General features: G+C 60.7%; 16 protein-coding genes and 1 pseudogene. 3 read left to right on the forward strand and 14 right to left on the reverse strand.

Annotation, left to right across the window (positions count from 1 at the left end):
* Positions 1-51: 51 nt before the first annotated feature.
* The 7 genes and pseudogenes from potI to ACF8MC_RS17100 form a co-directional block, all read right to left on the reverse strand.
* Entirely contained in the window at positions 52-897 is an 846-nt protein-coding gene (gene potI, locus ACF8MC_RS17070) for a putrescine ABC transporter permease PotI (protein WP_016928360.1), read from the reverse strand.
* Positions 894-1,896 (reverse strand): annotated as a pseudogene (locus ACF8MC_RS17075) (putrescine ABC transporter permease PotH). Before ACF8MC_RS17075 ends, potI begins: the two are co-directional and overlap by 4 nt.
* Before the next feature lie 24 nt (positions 1,897-1,920).
* Positions 1,921-3,054 carry a putrescine ABC transporter ATP-binding subunit PotG gene (gene potG / locus ACF8MC_RS17080; RefSeq protein WP_033637812.1) on the reverse strand — a complete coding sequence of 378 codons (1,134 nt, stop codon included), beginning with the start codon at positions 3,052-3,054 and terminating at the stop codon, positions 1,921-1,923.
* A gap of 123 nt (positions 3,055-3,177) precedes the next feature.
* Positions 3,178-4,287, reverse strand: coding sequence for a spermidine/putrescine ABC transporter substrate-binding protein PotF (potF, locus tag ACF8MC_RS17085; protein WP_033637811.1), 1,110 nt, complete (start codon positions 4,285-4,287; stop codon positions 3,178-3,180).
* 406 nt (positions 4,288-4,693) lie between these two features.
* Positions 4,694-5,173: a YbjN domain-containing protein gene (locus ACF8MC_RS17090; protein ID WP_004938666.1), complete on the reverse strand. Its 480-nt coding sequence runs from the start codon at positions 5,171-5,173 to the stop codon at positions 4,694-4,696.
* Between the two features lie 135 nt (positions 5,174-5,308).
* Positions 5,309-6,211 (reverse strand): 30S ribosomal protein S6--L-glutamate ligase, encoded by a 903-nt coding sequence (rimK, locus tag ACF8MC_RS17095; protein ID WP_033637810.1) that lies wholly within the window; start codon positions 6,209-6,211, stop codon positions 5,309-5,311.
* A gap of 54 nt (positions 6,212-6,265) precedes the next feature.
* On the reverse strand, positions 6,266-6,568 hold the full coding sequence (locus tag ACF8MC_RS17100; RefSeq protein ID WP_033646672.1) for a YbjC family protein: 303 nt from the start codon (positions 6,566-6,568) through the stop codon (positions 6,266-6,268).
* Positions 6,569-6,798: 230 nt separating this feature from the next.
* On the opposite strand from ACF8MC_RS17100, the gene ACF8MC_RS17105 reads away from it, so the two are divergent.
* Positions 6,799-7,062: a GrxA family glutaredoxin gene (locus ACF8MC_RS17105; RefSeq protein ID WP_004938676.1), complete on the forward strand. Its 264-nt coding sequence runs from the start codon at positions 6,799-6,801 to the stop codon at positions 7,060-7,062.
* 45 nt (positions 7,063-7,107) lie between these two features.
* On the opposite strand, the gene ACF8MC_RS17110 is transcribed toward ACF8MC_RS17105, so the two are convergent.
* Positions 7,108-7,497, reverse strand: coding sequence for an inner membrane protein YbjM (locus tag ACF8MC_RS17110; RefSeq protein ID WP_033637808.1), 390 nt, complete (start codon positions 7,495-7,497; stop codon positions 7,108-7,110).
* A gap of 294 nt (positions 7,498-7,791) precedes the next feature.
* On the opposite strand from ACF8MC_RS17110, the gene ACF8MC_RS17115 reads away from it, so the two are divergent.
* Positions 7,792-9,480, forward strand: a complete 1,689-nt coding sequence (locus tag ACF8MC_RS17115; protein ID WP_047728000.1) for an aspartate:alanine antiporter — start codon at positions 7,792-7,794, stop codon at positions 9,478-9,480.
* Positions 9,481-9,988: 508 nt separating this feature from the next.
* Here the strand turns inward: ACF8MC_RS17115 and ACF8MC_RS17120 are convergent.
* The 4 genes from ACF8MC_RS17120 to ACF8MC_RS17135 all read right to left on the reverse strand — a co-directional run bounded on the left by ACF8MC_RS17120 (position 9,989) and on the right by ACF8MC_RS17135 (position 13,416).
* Positions 9,989-10,339 carry a hypothetical protein gene (locus ACF8MC_RS17120; protein ID WP_144335939.1) on the reverse strand — a complete coding sequence of 117 codons (351 nt, stop codon included), beginning with the start codon at positions 10,337-10,339 and terminating at the stop codon, positions 9,989-9,991.
* Positions 10,340-10,523: 184 nt separating this feature from the next.
* Complete coding sequence (locus ACF8MC_RS17125; RefSeq protein WP_164097789.1) at positions 10,524-11,216, reverse strand: 4-hydroxythreonine-4-phosphate dehydrogenase; 693 nt, start codon at positions 11,214-11,216, stop codon at positions 10,524-10,526.
* Positions 11,217-11,248: 32 nt separating this feature from the next.
* Entirely contained in the window at positions 11,249-12,250 is a 1,002-nt protein-coding gene (gene pdxA / locus ACF8MC_RS17130; RefSeq protein ID WP_164104746.1) for a 4-hydroxythreonine-4-phosphate dehydrogenase PdxA, read from the reverse strand.
* Positions 12,247-13,416: a four-carbon acid sugar kinase family protein gene (locus tag ACF8MC_RS17135; RefSeq protein ID WP_164104745.1), complete on the reverse strand. Its 1,170-nt coding sequence runs from the start codon at positions 13,414-13,416 to the stop codon at positions 12,247-12,249. The genes pdxA and ACF8MC_RS17135 overlap by 4 nt, the downstream gene beginning before the upstream one ends.
* Positions 13,417-13,474: 58 nt before the next feature.
* On the opposite strand from ACF8MC_RS17135, the gene ACF8MC_RS17140 reads away from it, so the two are divergent.
* Positions 13,475-14,380, forward strand: coding sequence for a LysR family transcriptional regulator (locus tag ACF8MC_RS17140; protein WP_053091702.1), 906 nt, complete (start codon positions 13,475-13,477; stop codon positions 14,378-14,380).
* A gap of 55 nt (positions 14,381-14,435) precedes the next feature.
* Here the strand turns inward: ACF8MC_RS17140 and eco are convergent, their stop codons facing one another.
* On the reverse strand, positions 14,436-14,948 hold the full coding sequence (gene eco / locus ACF8MC_RS17145; protein ID WP_033637803.1) for a serine protease inhibitor ecotin: 513 nt from the start codon (positions 14,946-14,948) through the stop codon (positions 14,436-14,438).
* Between the two features lie 142 nt (positions 14,949-15,090).
* On the reverse strand, positions 15,091-15,936 hold the full coding sequence (locus tag ACF8MC_RS17150; RefSeq protein ID WP_103830104.1) for a 5'-methylthioadenosine/S-adenosylhomocysteine nucleosidase: 846 nt from the start codon (positions 15,934-15,936) through the stop codon (positions 15,091-15,093).
* Positions 15,937-16,032 lie beyond the last annotated feature (96 nt).

A 16,032-nucleotide genomic window follows, 5' to 3' on the forward strand; every position in this document is an offset into this window, starting at 1 on the left:
GTAGTTAGTTGCAATACTTATTGATTGCAAAAATAGCAGGTTTGTTACGATTCAGCTACGGGCCGCCCGCTGCAATTCGCGCGATCGTTGTTTTTCCGAGCGCGCCATAAACCACCAGGCGATCAGGCCGAGAATGCCCACCACCAGCAGGATCAGGCTGGCCAACGCGTTAATTTCCGGATTCACCCCCATGCGCACGCTGGAGAACACCAGCATCGGCAGCGTGGTAGCGCCCGGGCCGGAGACGAAGCTGGCGATCACCAGGTCGTCCAGCGACAGGGTGAACGCCAGCATCCAGCCGGAGATCAGCGCCGGCGCGATCATCGGCAAGGTGATGACGAAGAACACCTTCAGCGGCGGCGCCCCCAAGTCCATCGCCGCCTCTTCAATTGAGCGATCCACCTCGCGCAGGCGCGAGCTGATCACCACCGCCACGTAAGCGGTACAGAAGGTGACATGCGCCAGCCAGATGGTGAACATGCCGCGCTCCGACGGCCAGCCGAAGGCGTGCCCCATCGCCACGAACAGCAGCAGCAGCGACAGGCCGGTGATCACGTCCGGCATCACCAGCGGCGCAGTCAGCATAAACGCGAAGCCGGTCGAACCGCGAAAGCGGCCGAAGCGCACCATCACCACGGCGGCGATGGCCCCCAGTACCACCGCGGCGGTGGCGGAAGCGGCGGCGATGGTCAGGCTGAGCCCCACCGCGCTGATCATCGCCGAGTCGTGGAACAGTTCGGTATACCAGCGCGTGGACCAGCCGGCCCACACCGTCACCAGCTTGGAGCTGTTGAAGGAGTAGATCACCAGCATCAGCATCGGCGCATACAGGAAGGTAAAGCCGATCGTCAGGATGGCGATGCGCCACGGTGAACGCACTACCGGCAAGTTGTTCATGCCTGCCCCCCCATTTCCTTGTTCTGGTGTTTGTGGAACCACAAAATTGGCACGATCAGCAACAGCAGCATGATGGTGGCGACCGCCGAAGCTACCGGCCAGTCGCGGTTATTGAAGAACTCCTGCCACAGCACGCGGCCGATCATGATGCTGTCCGGTCCACCGAGCAGTTCCGGGATCACGAACTCCCCCACCGCCGGAATGAACACCAGCATCGAACCGGCGATGATACCGCCGCGCGTCAGCGGCACGATCACGCTGAAGGATGATACCGCCGCGCGTCAGCGGCACGATCACGCTGAAGAAAGTTTTCAGCGGCCGGGCGCCCAGATCCAGCGACGCCTCCACCAGCGAGTAATCCAGCCGGATCAGCGCCGTGTAGATCGGCAGCACCATAAACGGCAGATAGGAATAAACGATGCCGATATACACCGCCAGGTTGGTGTGCAGGATCACCAGCGGCTGATCGATGACACCCAGCCACATCAGGAAGTTATTAAGAATGCCGTTGTTTTTCAGAATGCCCATCCAGGCATAGACGCGGATCAGGAACGAGGTCCAGGAAGGCAGGATCACCAGCAGCAGCAGAATGTTGCGGGTTGATGCCTTGCTGTGAGCCACCGCCCAGGCCAGCGGATAACCGATGATCAGGCAGCACAGCGTCGAGACCGCCGCCACGCGCAGCGACTGCAGGTAGGCGTCGATATACAGCGGATCGTCGGTCAGCTGCAGGTAGTTGGCGAAGTTGAGCGCGATGTTCAGCTTGCCGTCCACCCAGCTCATCAGCTCGGTGTAAGGCGGCACCGCCAGCGCCAGCTCCGCCAGGCTGATCTTGAACACGATCAGGAACGGCAGCATGAACAGCAGCGTCAGCCATAAATACGGCAGCGCGATCACCAGCTTGCGGCCGTGAGCCATCAGCAGGCGGTGGAACAGCGCCTTGAGGGTGCCGGGCGTTTTGGCCGGCGGTTCCGGCGTGCGTTCAGAAAGCAGGGTCATACGGGTTACTCCTCACCGGCTCCACTACACCGTCAACACTACGCAGCTGTCGGTTTCCCAGCACAGACGCACTTCATCGCCCCAGGTCGGCATCCCCTTGCGGAAACGGTGGCCGTTTTGCAGCTGGGCGCTGATAATCTGCCCGCTGTGCAGCTTCACGTGATAAATGGACAGATCGCCCAGGTAGGAAATATGCGCCACTTCTCCCACCGCGAAGTTGCAGCCGTCTTCCGGCACCTGTTCGCACAGCAGGATCTTTTCCGGCCGCAGCGCCACCTGGATCGGCACGCCGTCCACCACAGAGGCGTCCGGATCGACTTTGATCGCATGGCGCAACCCGGGGCTTTGCAGGATCAGCGCATCGTCGTGGCGCTCTTGCAATACGCAGTCGAAGACGTTGACCGAGCCGATAAATTCGGCGCTGAAGCGGCTGTTCGGATGCTCGTAGATCTCTTCCGGCTCGCCGATCTGCACGAACTTGCCGCGGTTCATGATGGCGATGCGCCCCGCCATGGTCATCGCCTCCTCCTGATCGTGCGTCACCATCACGCAGGTGACGCCGACGCGCTCGAGAATGTCGGTCACTTCCAACTGCATGCGATCGCGCAGTTTCTTGTCCAGCGCGCCCATCGGCTCATCCAGCAGCAGCAGCTTCGGCCGCTTGGCCAGGCTGCGCGCCAGCGCCACCCGCTGCCGCTGGCCGCCGGAAAGCTGGTGCGGCTTGCGTTTGGCGTACTCTTGCATGTGCACCAGCGCCAGCATTTCCGCCACCCGCTCGGCGATCGCCGCCCGTGGCATTTTGTCCTGTTTCAGGCCAAAGGCGATGTTCTGCTCCACCGTCATGTGCGGGAACAGCGCGTAGGACTGAAACATCATGTTGATCGGCCGCTGGTACGGCGGCACGTGCGACATATCCTGCCCATCGAGCACGATCTGCCCTTCCGAGGGCTGCTCGAAACCGGCCAGCATGCGCAGCAAGGTGGACTTACCGCAGCCGGACGGGCCGAGCAGCGCAAAGATCTCGCCCTTGTAGATGGTAAGGCTGACGTCTTCGACCGCGTTCTGCCCGTCGAAGGTTTTGGTGAGGTTACGGATTTCCAGCAGAGGGGTGAAAACCTTCTGCGACTTGGCTTGAGGACGAGGGATGGCGTCGTTCAATCGGGGTGCTCTCCGGCGTAAAGCGGCACAAAACCACGGCGAGCGCCGTGGCCCAAAACGGCAATGCAGGCGGGGAGCGCCCGCCTGCCGGTTTACCGACGATAGGGGGATATCCCCCCATCATCACTTCCCGCTTTTAACTTTAGTCCATGCGCGGGTAATGACACGGTCCAGCTTCGGCGACTGTACGTTAAGCGTGAACAGCTTGGCGCGCAGATCGGCCGGCGGATAGACGTTCGGGTTATTGCGCACCTCAGCGTTCACCAGCGGCGTGGAGTCCTTCACCGCATTGGCGTAATAGACATAGTTGCTGATGCCCGCCATCACGTCAGGTTTCATCAGGAAGTTCAGGAACTGGTAGGCGGCGTCTTTGTTCTTGGCGTCTGCCGGCATGGCGAACATGTCAAAGTAGGTCAGCGCCCCTTCTTTCGGGATCGCGTAGGCCACGTTCACGCCGTTCTTCGCCTCTTTGGCGCGATTGGCCGCCTGCATCACGTCGCCGGACCAGCCGATCGCCACGCAGATATCACCGTTCGCCAGATCGTTGATGTATTGAGACGAGTGGAAGTAACGGATGTTCGGCCGCAGCTTCAGCAGCAGATCGTTAGCCGCGCCGGTATAGTCCGCCGCGTTGGTGCTGTTGGGATCTTTGCCCAGGTAGTGCAGCACGGTGGCGTAGACCTCGCTCGGCGCATCGAGGAAGGAGACGCCGCAGCTTTTCAGCTTCTCGAGGTTTTCCGGCTTGAGGATCAGATCCCAGCTGTCGACCGGCGCGTCTTTACCCAATGCCGCCTTCACCTTGTCGACATTGTAGCCGATGCCGGTGGTCACCATCAGGTAAGGGATGCCGTATTTGTTGTCCTTGTCATTGTGCGCCACCAGCTTCAGCATCTCGGGATCGAGATTCTTGTAGTTGGGCATCTTGCTCTTGTCGAGCGGCTCGAAGATGCCGGCCTGCGACTGGCGCTCGAGGAAGTTGGATGAAGGAACCACCAGATCATAACCGGTGCTGCCCGCCATCAATTTGCCTTCCAACACTTCGTTGGAGTCAAAGACGTCGTACACCACCTTGATGCCGGTTTCTTTCTGGAATTTGGCCAGGGTATCCGGCGCGATATAGTCGGACCAGTTATACACGTGCAGCGTTTTCTCTTCGGCTGACGCCGTGACGGACGCGGCCATCAACAGGCCGGCAACCACACCCGATAACCACTTTTTACGTTGGGTGACCATCCGTAACTTCCTCCAAAACAGGGTGAATCATAGAATTGAACTTGTATCTGCAGCGATACAAAACCTTTCCTGATCGAGCGCAATCGTTGCAACCGCGAACTGAATGGCTATGCATATGATTGCATGCGCCTTTTTTCACTGCCCTGCTCGCGTGGCCACAAGGGAAATCGCAAGCCCTTTGCAGAATCAGCAGCATAGCCGCTGCCATCGCAACCCGCCAGCCCCCAGGGTAAAAAACGCCTTTTATCGATTTTTTATGCAGTTTTTCTCTATGTGATACGCCATTAACGGCACAAAAGGCGAGAAAGATCGGGCGGCAAAGGCCAAAGTGCAGAATATTTTATTGCGGAGGGGAATAACGGCAGCATGCCGCCGGAGCGACGGCATGCTTAAGGTACGACGAGGATCAGTGCAGCATCGGCTGACGCACGGCGCCAGCGGGGATCTCTTCTTCATCACCCATAAACAGCAGATCGTTCGCCCGCGCCTCGAGGATCACCATCGAGACCTGCTCTTCGCCCTGCTGCATGAAGTGGGTAAACTGCTCGTAGGTGATGCCGACCGCCACGCTCAACGACTGGCAGACGATCAGCTTCGGCAGGTTGTCGTCCTGAATGTCGACGAACGCCTTGATGGTCAGCGAACTGGCGTTGATCTGGCTCAGGTCCGCCACCAACGGGATCAGCGCGGTCGGCTTCACCTCGGCCAACGCGGAAAACAGAATGACGTTGTCCACCAGATCTATCTTGGCGTCGAACACGCCGTCGAAGTTCTGCATGTGCGGCAGGTGCAGCGCCTGGCAGGAATCGCACTCAAAGAAAGAGATGCCCGACTGATCCAGCCAGCGCCGCAACAGCGCCAAATCGGGGACAATGAGTGAATCCATAATAACCAGCCTCACAATATTCAATACGCGAAAAGGCGCATAGCTTACGGAATATTCACCCGATACGCCACGATCAATGCGGCTTAATTCACTAATTCAGATATTGCACGGCGGGAAAAGCGCGCCGCCCGCCCGTCAACCGCCGGATTTCAGGCGAAAGCCTGGCCGGCCGCGCTGCTCGATGTATTCGATCATCATGCCGGCGATGTCCAGCCCGGTGGTGGTTTCCACCCCTTCCAGCCCCGGCGACGCGTTGACCTCCATCACCAGCGGGCCGCGCTCGGCGCGCAGGATATCCACCCCGGCGACGTCCAACCCCAGCGTACTGGCCGCTTTCACCGCGATCGCCCGCTCCCTGGCGGTGATGGTCACCTTGCGGGCGGTGCCGCCGCGGTGCAGGTTGGAGCGAAACTCGCCGGGCTTGGCCTGCCGTTCGATGGCGGCCACCACCCGGCCGCCGACCACCAAACAGCGCACGTCGCGCCCCTGCGCTTCACGCACGTACTCCTGCACCAGGATATGGGCGTTCAGCCCGCGAAAGGCGTCGATCACGCTTTCCGCCGCCTGGCGGGTTTCCGCCAGCACCACGCCGATGCCCTGCGTGCCTTCCACCAGCTTGACCACCAACGGCGCGCCGCCGACCAGTTCGATCAGATCGCCGGTATCGTCCGGCGAATGGGCAAAGCCGGTAATCGGCAGATCGATGCCCTGCCGCGCCAGCAGCTGCAGCGAACGCAGCTTGTCGCGGGCGCGGGTAATGGCCACGGATTCGTTTAACGGGTAGCTGCCGAGCAGCTCGAACTGGCGCAGCACCGCCGTGCCATAAAAGGTGATGGCGGAGCCGATGCGCGGGATCACCGCATCGTAACGCTCCAGTTGGCGGCCGCGATAATGAATGGTCGGCGCCGCCGGATTGATGTTCATGTAGCAGGAGAGCGGATCGATGATATCGATGCTGTGCCCGCGATCTTCCGCCGCTTCACGCAGCCGCTTGCATGAGTAGAGCGTTCCGTCGCGAGAAAGAATGGCAATTTTCACTCGTCACCCCAAAGGCCAACGCCTGCCCGGCAGGCGGGTTAGCGGCCGCGGCGCTCAGGCGCGCGGATCGCTGTCCTGATTATCTTTCGATTGCGGTTTGCGGCGATCGTTTTCCGGCGGCAACCCGCCGCGCATCAGCGGCCCAAAGCCCTGCACCACGCGCCACACCAGAAACGCCGCCGCCGGCACCATCAGCGCCACGCCGAGAAAAATCATGCCGACCGCCGCCTGCTGCGAAGCCAGCCAGCCCGGCAGCTGCAGGTGCCCGTGAATGCTGAGGTAGGCCAGCACCAGCATCACGATGCCCAGCCCTTCCAACACCAGCACCGGACGCGGTAAGTCACCGAATGAACGCATATTTTTCTTCTCCAGAAGGTCTGCCTCCAGTGTAGTGAATTCCCGTCGGCGGCGACAGTCCCGGCAGACTAATTGGTTACATGAATCAAACTAACAGGTAATTCCTGCTTTTTTTTCGCCGTCTCAACGGGCATAGTAGGCGCCATCTGACGCAGGTAATGACTTTTTCGGTGACGGGATGTCGTTGCGGTAGCGAACAATTTATTGAAAATCCAATTAAGGAGCGTTGCATGTTTGCAGTAATCTTCGGGCGTCCTGGCTGTCCTTATTGTGTCCGCGCTAAAGAACTGGCGGAAAAACTGACTGAAGAACGCGACGATTTCAACTTCCGTTACGTTGACATCCACGCGGAAGGCATCACCAAGGCCGATCTGGAAAAAACCGTCGGCAAACCGGTTGAAACCGTGCCGCAGATCTTCCTGGATGAGAAGCACATCGGCGGTTGCACCGATTTCGAAGCTTACGCCAAAGAACACCTGAACCTGTTCCAGTAAGTTTTTGAACGACAAAGACAAAAAAGGCGCTTAACGCGCCTTTTTTTATTGCCGCTGCCGCCGGTGCAGCTGCTGCAGCGTCTGCAACAGGCCGAGGGCGAACAGCATCAGCATCGCGCCGAACACGCACCAGAACACCGCGCTGGTGGCGTACGCCAGCTCCTGCCAGAACGAAGAGGACGGCGTCAGCCAGAAATGGCGGATCAACAGGCACAGCGGCAGCGCATACAGCGCGCCGAGCAGCGGGCAAAGCAGCCGCTTGCGGCTCGACAGATAGCTGGCGATCGCACCGGGGATCACAAACAGCAGCAGGCCGGTTTCGCCGTGGTGCTCATGATCCGTGCTGCCGAACAGGCCGGTTTGCTGGCCGAGAAACACCAGGCTGAACAACAGAAAACAGCTGAGAATGCCCAGCCAATATCTATAACTCGTCATGCGAATTCTCCCCCGCCCAATTACCGCATCAATAGAAATCGGCCCGCTCACCCGCGCGGTGACGCTGAACCGAATTTTTTCCTTGGTCAAAAGAGAGTTAAATGCGCACGGCGGCGCAGGAAATCAGCTTTCTGTGCTGGCTGTCATCGGTCATAGCGTCTAGAATGAACGCCGCCGAACGATGGTTCGCTTTGCCTTCCGCTGGTGGTGATTTATAACGTCGTTTTAAGGCTGAATCTATCTCTTATAGTTATCTATATCAAGCACTTACTGGTAAACAATAAGTTATCCTCCGTGAACATAAACGTCGCTAGTTTGTTAAACGGTAACTACATTCTGTTACTGTTCGTGGTACTCGCACTGGGGCTGTGCCTCGGTAAACTCCGTCTGGGCTCCGTCCAACTCGGTAATTCCATTGGCGTTTTGGTGGTTTCGCTGCTGCTCGGCCAGCAACACTTCGCCATTAACACCGAGGCGCTGAATCTCGGCTTTATGCTGTTTATTTTCTGCGTCGGCGTGGAAGCCGGGCCCAACTTTTTCTCGATTTTCTTTCGCGACGGCAAAAACTACCTGATGCTGGCGCTGGTGATGGTCGGCTCGGCGATGGTGCTCGCCATCGGTCTCGGCAAACTGTTCCACTGGGACATCGGCCTGACCGCCGGCATGCTGGCCGGCTCGATGACCTCGACGCCGGTGCTGGTGGGCGCCGGCGACACGCTGCGCAACACCATCGTCAACGGCCCGGCGCTGCTGGCGGCGCAGGATCATCTGAGCCTTGGCTACGCCCTCACCTACCTGATCGGTCTGGTCAGCCTGATCTTCGGCGCGCGCTACCTGCCGAAGCTGCAGCACCAGGACCTGTCCACCTCTGCCCAGCAGATCGCCCGCGAACGCGGCCTGGACACCGACAGCCAGCGCAAGGTCTACCTGCCGGTGATCCGCGCCTACCGCGTCGGCCCCGAACTGGTGGCCTGGGCCGACGGCAAGAACCTGCGCGAACTGGGCATCTACCGCCAGACCGGCTGTTACATCGAACGCATCCGCCGCAACGGCATTCTGGCCAACCCGGACGGTGACGCGGTGCTGCAGGTGGGCGACGAGATCTCGCTGGTCGGCTACCCGGACGCCCACGCGCGGCTGGATCCGAGCTTCCGCAACGGCAAGGAAGTGTTCGATCGCGATCTGCTCGACATGCGCATCGTCACCGAAGAGATCGTGGTGAAGAACAGCAACGCGGTGAACAAGCGCCTGAGCCAGCTGAAGCTGACCGACCACGGCTGCTTCCTCAACCGCGTGATCCGCAGCCAGATCGAAATGCCGATCGACGACAGCATCGTGCTTAACAAGGGCGACGTGCTGCAGGTGAGCGGCGACGCGCGCCGGGTGAAGAGCGTGGCGGAGAAGATTGGCTTTATCTCGATCCACAGCCAGGTGACCGACCTGCTGGCATTCTGCGCCTTCTTCATCATCGGCCTGCTGATCGGCCAGATCACCATTCAGTTCAGTAACTTCTCGTTCGGCATCGGCAACGCCGCCGGCCTGCTGATGTCCGGCATCATGCTCGGCTTCCTGCGCGCCAACCACCCGACCTTCGGCTACATTCCGCAGGGCGCGCTGAACATGGTGAAAGAATTCGGCCTGATGGTGTTTATGGCGGGCGTGGGCCTGAGCGCCGGCGCCGGCATCGGCCACAGCCTGGGCGCGGTCGGCGGCCAGATGCTGATCGCCGGGCTGATCGTCAGCCTGGTGCCGGTGGTTATCTGCTTCCTGTTCGGCGCCTACGTGTTGCGCATGAACCGCGCCCTGCTGTTCGGCGCCATTATGGGCGCCCGCACCTGCGCACCGGCGATGGAGATCATCAGCGACACCGCACGCAGTAATATCCCGGCGCTGGGCTATGCCGGTACCTACGCCATCGCTAACGTGCTGTTAACGCTGGCGGGTTCACTCATCGTGGTGCTATGGCCGGGGATACTCGGCTGATCGATTAGCGGGAGAGATGGTTCGGCGATAAGGATATTTTGATTTTTTTGTCGCCGGCCAGAACTTTCGTTGGGGACCGCAGTCTGAATTAGTGCCACTGCTTTTCTTTGATGTCCCCATTTTGTGGAGCCCGATAATCCCGCCTTTTAGGTTCAAGATTATCGGGTTTTTTGTTGCCTTGAAAAAGCCGTCTGTTGCCCGTTATCGCTTTGTGCGAAGCCAGTTCATAGCCAAACTCGCCAGAAAATCGGTGACCGAGGCCGCAGCCGCAACAGCGAATAATTTTCCCTCTCGTCACCCCCAAAAAGGCGAATAACGCCGCAAAAAAAGGTCCACCACGCCTGACTCAGCCGCCTCGGCCGTTTGTCGGCCGACAAGACAAATTTAATTAACGTCACAAGAAAGAATTTGAGCCAGTTAATGATTAACGCCTGCACAACACTCACGAAGCGTTCGGTTTCCCTAAAGTGACGTTCTTTAAACCCCAGGCCGGCGCAGCAACGCCCGTTTAGAACCGCTGTTTGATAGGTTCATCACTGTTCAGATTGCCGTTGGCCTGCGCTTCCCCGCAGGTGGTTGGGCCGAAGGCCACCACTTTACCGTCGCTGTTTCTGAAGCCAACGTAGAACGGCGTCACGGTGCCGTTCGGCAAGCGGTGGTGGTAGTCGTGGCATACGCCCTGGCCGTTCAGCGTCGGCAGGGTGGCGATCGGCGCGCCGAAATCCCGGCTGACCGAGCGCTTGTCGGCGCCGACGTGAAAAGCGTCGGCGATCTTTTGATCGCGCAGCAGGCTGAAGGTATCGCAGCCGGTTAACAACAGGCTCACCGCCACAACGGCACTCCCTAACCCTTTAATCATTTTTCACTCCCTCTATATATATTGAATCTGGCGGCAATCACGCTGTGTTGCCGGGTAAACGTCGGCGAGCGCCCAAGGGCGTGCCTGCTCGCAAGAGCATTAAAAAAGAGAAGCCATGCAAATTAATGATTCAACGAATGAGATAACCATCCCATCGCCGTGGAAAGAACCGGATGGCGACGCGTTACAGTTTGCGGATCACATTGCCAATCAGGCATTTCACGGCGTTGATTTGCGCCGTCAGCCCCGGCTTGTCGGCGGGAAACACGCCGTCCAGCGCCGCGGTACCGACGGTGAAGCCAACCGCATTGCCCGTCACCACGGCGGCGATGCGATCTTCGCGGTCGATAGAGCCGGCGATATAAACCGGTTTGTCGACCGCATCGCACACCCGTCGAATCAACGTCGGCACGTCGCCGGCGAAGCGGTAGGCCAGCAGATCCAGCCCTGTCACGCCCGGTAAAGCGGCGCGCTGGCGGGCGCTGGCGACAATGTCTTCAATGTCACCTTCCAGCACGCTGGGGTGGCCGCTGATGCGGCCGGCGAACGGATAGTAGCGAAGGCCAGACTGACGAATGATCGGCAGCACGCTTTCCGGCCGCGTTCCCCCCATCAATACATCAACGCCCAACGCCAGCGCCGCGCGCGCCGAATTCATCTCGCTTTCCTCATCCAGGCTGACCACTTCCAGGTACGCGGTGGCGCCGCCGGCGTGGATCGCCTGCGCCAACTGTTTGAGTTGATCCAGCGGCAGGCCGATATCCTTAAAGCCGATATGCTTCACGCCGGCAGCCAGCACTTCTGGCAGCCGCGCTTGCGCATCGGGCACCGTGCTGTCGTTGTGCGTCAGCATGAAAATAAACTCGGGTGTGTGCATGGTGTTTCCTTATTGTCTTCAGGTGATATGAGTTATTGGGCGCGCAGCATTTTTTCCGCCTGCCGGAAGGCGTACAGCAGGCTGGCGTGTTCCGCCCGTCCGCTGCCCGCAATATCGAACGCCGTACCGTGGTCGACCGAGGTGCGGATAAACGGCAGGCCGACGGTGACGTTAACGCCGTGATCCACCCCGAGATATTTCACCGGGATCAGGCCCTGGTCGTGATATTGGGCGACCACAATGTCGAACTCCCCGCGCCGGGCGCGCATGAAAACGGTATCGCCGGGCCAGGGGCCGCTGACGTCCAACCCCTGTTCCCGCGCCAGGGCGATGGCGGGCACGATGACGTCAAGATCTTCGCGGCCGAACAGGCCGTTTTCACCGGCGTGCGGATTCAGGCCGGCCACCGCAATGCGCGGTTTCGCTATGCTCAACGCCCGGCAGGCCGTTTGCGCCAGATGAAACGCGCGCAGCTCGTTTTCCACGGTCGCCGCGTCGATGGCGTCCCGCAGCGAAACGTGAATGGAAACCAGGATCACCCGCAGCTCGTCATTGGCCAGCATCATGGCGAAGTCCTGGGTGCCCGATCGCGCCGCCAGGATCTCGGTGTGCCCCGGATAATCGATCCCCGCCAGGCGCATCGCTTCCTTGTTCAGCGGCGCAGTGACGATGCCGGCGATGCGCCCCGCCAGCGCCAGATCGATGGCGGCAACCACCCAGGCATAAGACGCAGCCCCCGCGCGCTGATCGAGCCTGCCGAGGGGCAAGTCCGCCGGCAGCGCAACGCCGGCGGAATAGACGGCGGTCTCCCCTCGCCGCCAGGCTTCGTCCCATCCCGCCAGCGAGGCGGGCAGTTCGCGGATAGGCAGCGTCAGCCCCAGACTGGCCGCCGCGCGCGCCAGGGCACCGGCATCGCCAATCACCACATAAGGCATGCTCAACCGCTCTGTGGCCGCCAGTTTGGCGATGATCTCCGGCCCGATGCCGGCGGGATCGCCCATCGTTATCGCCAGCGGCAAGGTGGAAAGGGTCATTGTTCTTCTCCTTCTCGGTCAGCGCGCAACCGGGTTACGCAGTTCAACAACGTACCGGCCCGGCCAAAACCGCCCGCCTTGGTGGCGAACGGCAGCCTGCGGCCCGGCAGATTCAACAAACCGAAAGGCACGCCGGGTTCCACCTCACCGAACAGCGTCAATGAGCCGGCCGCCATAGCGTCGACGATGCGCCGCGCGGTATCGCCGCCGGTCGCCACCAGCCCGTCGAAGGCTGGCGTGCAACGGCTGACGACCGCGCCCAGCACAGCGGCATGGTCCGCCGCACCCGCTCGCGCCCGGGGCGAAATCAGGCAAACCACATCGGCACGCGCAAACGCCGCTCGCACCTCTTGCGCTACCGCCTCGGGATCGGCCGCTTCAGGCACCGTGACCAGCACCGCGCCCGCCTGCCGCAGGCTTGCCAGCTGGACGTCATTCGCCGGATGCAGGCTGCCAATCGCCACCAGCACTTTGCTGGCTCTCAGCGGCGGTTGAGCGGGCGGCGCGTTCTCCTCAGGGGGCAACGCACGCGACAGCGCCGCCGCCAGGCCCGGCGATCCCACCCACACCACCGGTTCGGCAATGCCGATCCGCCTCACGACCTCATCCAACTCGCCGTTGTCTGCGGCGTCGAATACCTGAAAACGCGTCGGCTCCAGCCCCGCCATGCGCTCCATGACGTAGCCGGTGACGATCGGGTTCTTCGGATCGCATGCAAAGGCGGTCTGCTCCAGCGCGACGCCGTCGACGTATTGTCGGCCGCCCACCGTGGTGCGGCCGGCATCCGGGAAGGCCGGCGCAACGATGGCGAGACGGCGCCCGCTGCCCGTCAGCGCCCCGCGCGTTTCCGGCCCCAGATTGCCGCGCAGCGTGGAATCGATCGTTTTGTAGATGAGGCGCGCCGGTTTCACACTGGCGGCGGCATGGCGAAAACGCCGCTCCGCCTGCTCCGGCGAAACGAAGCGGGAATCTAAATCGAAGGCGACGATCTCCGCGCCCTGCAACGCGGCATCGGGCAGGCGCAGCATGACGCAGGCGTTCAGTCCGCGTGCGGCGAACGGAGCCGCGCCGTCGAGCGCGCTGGTAAGATCATCGGCGAGAATGGCAATCATCGCAGTTATCCGTAAGTGGAAAGTGATGCACACTTTGGCGGATTTGGCTGGCAATAAAAAACGATTTGCGTAGTATCGATGATTGACAAAAACTCAATCAAAAGGGGGCACAGTGCGTCAACGAAGGTTGCCTAACCTAGCGGTATTACGGGCTTTCGAAGCTACGGTGCGGTACGGCAGCGTGTCGAAAGCCGCCAAATCACTCAACGTCACCGACGGCGCCGTCAGCCGTGCGGTGCGCGAATTCGAGCAGACCCTGGGATTCGCGCTGTTTCAGCGCACCAGCCGCATGGTGCACCCGACGCCGCAGGCGCAAGAGCTGGCGAGCGAGATCGGCCGGGGGCTGGACAACCTGCAGTCGGCGATCGACCGCGCCTGTCGGCATCATCAGAATCGCCCGTTGGTGATCTCCTGCGAGCCGACCTTTCTGATCCGCTGGCTGATCCCGCGCCTGGCCGGTTTGCAGCAGGCGGTGGGGAAAGAGCGCGATCTGCAGCTGGTCTCCGCCGGCGGCGCCGTCGCCTTCTCGCGCGAAGGCATCGATCTGGCGATTCGCCGCAACGATTTCCCGATCGCCGACGACGTGGTCGCCCGCCCGTTCCTCAAAGAACGGGTCGGCCCGGTTTGCCGCCGGGAGCATGCCGCGGCGGGGCGTGAACTGCGCGGCACCCTGCTCCACACCGAGACGCGACCGTTCGCCTGGCGCGACTGGTGCGCCCACAGCGGCTTCGAGATTCAGCCGGGCAACGAGCTGCGTTTCGAACATTTCTATCTCAGCCTGCAGGCGGCGGTCGCCGGCGCCGGTATCGGCATCGGCCCTTTGGCGCTGGTGGCGGATGACATCGTCAACGGCGCGCTGGTGGCGCCATATGGCTTTGCGCCTGACGGGACGGATTACGTGCTGATGACCCAGGCCGACGGCCAGGAGGATGCGATATTCTCAACGGTGTTGGATTGGCTGATCGCCATGGGGGAAGAAACCGAACGGGCGGTATTGGCGGGCGGAAAGAAAGCGTAACGGGGAAAAGTCTCCGCCTGCCGCGCAGGGCAAGCGGAGCGGCGTCAGGCGGCGATTACTTCTGCTCGGCCTGGCTTACGGTATCTTCGGCTTTCCAGATGCGGTATTTCACTTCCGCGTCTTTCGGCGCATACACCACGATCGGCAGGCGGCTGTTGTAGCGCTGCATCGCGGCGTCGCCCAGGTTGGCGGCGATGAATTGCTTGGTCTTGGTGTTGTCCGGGCAGCCCATCATGGTCGAGGCCGGTTCAGAGAGCTTCTCCAGCACCAGATAATCGTAGCCCCAGCCGGACAGGGTTTTGGTTTCCAGCGTGCCGCCGATCATGTGGCGGTTGCAGTCCACCTCCAGCGTCTTGCCGATCAGCAGCTCCACCTTGTAGTTCTCTTCGTGCTCTTGCTTCGGCAGGTAGATCACCTGGCGGTTCATGCCCTTCTCGGCTTTCGGGTAAGGCGCGACCTTTTCCAGCGGCTGTTTGCTGATATCCGCGTCATCGCCAGAGGTAGCCGCCATAGCGCCGGCGGAAACGGCCATCAGCAGGCCGGAAAATACAACGGATGCCTTGTTCATGTTTTATCCCTACACGTTTTGTCAAATAATCCGCCTATAAACTAATACACTACCGCCAAGCCCGCCACAGGTTTAATCTTCTTTACAATAGGCGATAAATAGTGACAATCGCCTGATATCGTCGATTAACCGAAGCAATGGCTCAGTGTTTCTTCAGGTTGGCGATATAGGCCTTCACCACCTGATAAACATAATCCTGGCATGCCAGCCCGGTTTGCGGATCGTATTTGCCCTGATTGGTGATGTTGTTGGACAACACGCGAATGCCGACGAACGGCACCTTGAATTCGGCGGCGATCTGCGCGGCGGAGGCGGTCTCCATCTCTTCGACCGAAGTTTGATAGCGGTCGTGGAAATAGCGAATGCGGTCCAGCTCGCTGTTCCACACGTCGGCCGAGCCGATCACCCCTTCCACGACCTTGCCCTGTCGGTAATCGCTCTTAACGCTTTGCGCAATCGCCAGCAGGTTGGGGTCGGCGGGAAACTGGCGCAGGCTGTGCGCCTTTTTGTCCTCGCCGGCGCTGCCTTTGGAAGCCAACAGATCCATCGGCTGCCACTGCCGCGAGTCGCTGCCTGCCCCCAACGCCTTGGCCGGCGTTTTGAACGCCCCGAGATTGACCGAATATTTGCCCAGCACGATGTCATATACTTTCAGTGCCGGATCATGGCCGCCGGCGGTGCCCTGGTTGATGATCGCCACCGGGTGAAACTGCGTGGCGGCGATCGCCGTGGCCGCCGCGGCGTTGGACATGCCCTTCAGCGTCTCCGACACCACCACCGGGTAGCCGTCTACTGTGCCGTGCCAAAAGCGCCAGCCGCCAATCTGCTCCTCGCGCGGGTTTTCCAACCGCTGGGCGAAACGTTCCGCCTCCACCGGCATGGCGCCCTGCACCACGATCGGCCCGGCGGCCGCAGGTTGGCCAAAGCTCAGCGGAGAAAAGGCCGCACCGGCAGCCGCCAACAGTAAGACACGCGCGTTATTCTGCATCACCACACTCTCATCCCGAAAAAAAGCAAACGATTACCTTAGCCGAAGGCGGTGGCCTCGGATAGAGGTTTCTTACCGGTGGACTAAGGTTTTCTT

It is taken from the genome of Serratia sp. LACPHL-BACT-2024-00286 (genome assembly GCF_043109535.1).
Classification (GTDB): Bacteria; Pseudomonadota; Gammaproteobacteria; order Enterobacterales; family Enterobacteriaceae; genus Serratia; species Serratia sarumanii.